The 1,827-nt window shown below is 66.1% G+C and carries 1 protein-coding gene; it reads left to right on the top strand.

The annotated features are described in order from the left end of the window. On the top strand, positions 1-1,827 hold a 1,827-nt coding region (locus ACIBZJ_RS43180), incomplete at both ends, for a 2-oxoacid:acceptor oxidoreductase subunit alpha (RefSeq protein WP_395939427.1).

Raw genomic sequence — 1,827 nt, 5'->3', positions numbered from 1 at the left:
GTGATCCGGTTTGCCGGTGACTCCGGTGATGGGATGCAGTTGACCGGGGACCGGTTCACGTCCGAGACCGCGTCGTTCGGTAACGACCTGTCCACACTGCCGAACTTCCCGGCCGAGATCCGGGCGCCTCAGGGCACCCTGCCGGGCGTGTCGTCGTTCCAGGTCCACTTCGCCGACCACGACATCATGACTCCCGGTGACCGCCCGGACGTCCTCGTCGCGATGAACCCGGCCGCGTTGAAAGCCAACCTGGGCGACCTGCGGCGCGGCGCGACGATCATCGTCGACACCCACGACTTCACCCCACGCGCCCTGACCAAAGTCGGCTACGCCGTCTCCCCACTCGACGACGGATCCCTCGACGGATACCACGTGCACTCCGTCGGCCTGACCGATTTGACGTTGCAAGCCGTCGATGGTCTCGGACTCTCCCGCAAAGACGCCGGACGCGCCAAAAACATGTTCGCCCTCGGCTTGGTCTCCTGGCTGTATTCCCGGCCGGTCGAGTCCACCGTGCGGTTCCTGGAAAAAAAGTTCGCCACCAAACCCGACGTGGCCGCCGCCAACGTCGCCGCGTTGAAAGCCGGCTGGAACTACGGAGAAACCACCGAAGACTTCTCCGTCACCTACGAAGTGAAACCCGCCGCGATGCCCGCCGGCACCTACCGCAACATCTCCGGCAACCTCGCCCTGGCCTACGGACTCCTCGCCGCCGGACAACGCGCGAACCTCCCCCTCTTCCTCGGCGCCTACCCCATCACCCCCGCCAGCGACGTCCTGCACGAACTGTCGAAACACAAACGGTTCGGCGTCCGCGCGTTCCAAGCCGAAGACGAAATCGCCGCGATCGGCGCCGCCCTCGGCGCGTCCTTCGGCGGCGCCCTCGGCATCACCACCTCATCCGGACCGGGGGTGGCGTTGAAATCCGAAACCATCGGCCTGGCCGTGTCCCTCGAACTACCCCTCGTCGTCATCGACGTGCAACGCGGCGGGCCCTCCACCGGACTACCCACCAAAACCGAACAATCCGACCTGCTGCAAGCCATGTTCGGCCGCAACGGCGAAGCCCCCGTCCCGATCGTCGCGCCCCGCTCCCCCAGCGACTGCTTCGACGCGGCGCTAGAAGCCGCCCGCATCGCCCTCACCTACCGCACCCCGGTGTTCCTGCTCTCCGACGGCTACCTCGCCAACGGCTCAGAACCCTGGCGTGTCCCCACCGTCGAAGAACTCCCCGACCTACGCGTGGAATTCGCCACCGAAACCAACCACACCGACACCCACGGCAACCCCGAATTCTGGCCGTATCTGCGTGACCCCGAAACCCTCGCCCGGCCCTGGGCAGTACCCGGCACCCCCGGCCTGCAACACCGCATCGGCGGCATCGAAAAAGCCGACGGATCCGGCAACATCTCCTACGACCCCGCCAACCACGACCTCATGGTCCGCACCCGCCAAGCCAAAATCGACGGCATCACCCGCAGCATCCCCACCCTCGACGTCGACGACCCCACCGGCCCGGACAATCCAGCCGACGTCCTCGTCCTCGGATGGGGCTCCACCTACGGACCCATCGGCGCCGCCGCCCGCCGCGTCCGCAAAAACGGCATGAACATCGCCCACGCCCACCTCCGCCACCTCAACCCCTTCCCCGCCAACCTCGGCGACATCCTGCACCGCTACCAACGCGTCGTCGTCCCCGAAATGAACCTCGGACAACTCGCCCTACTCCTACGCGGCAAATACCTCATCGACGTCATCTCCTACAACCAAGTCCGCGGCCTACCCTTCCGCGCCGAAGAACTCGAAGAAATCCTCACCAACGTCATC

The organism is Cryptosporangium sp. NPDC051539, assembly GCF_044454545.1.
GTDB lineage: Bacteria > Actinomycetota > Actinomycetes > Mycobacteriales > Cryptosporangiaceae > Cryptosporangium.
The sequence above is the reverse complement of the archived record's forward strand: the minus strand, read 5'-3'. Positions and strand labels throughout refer to the sequence as shown.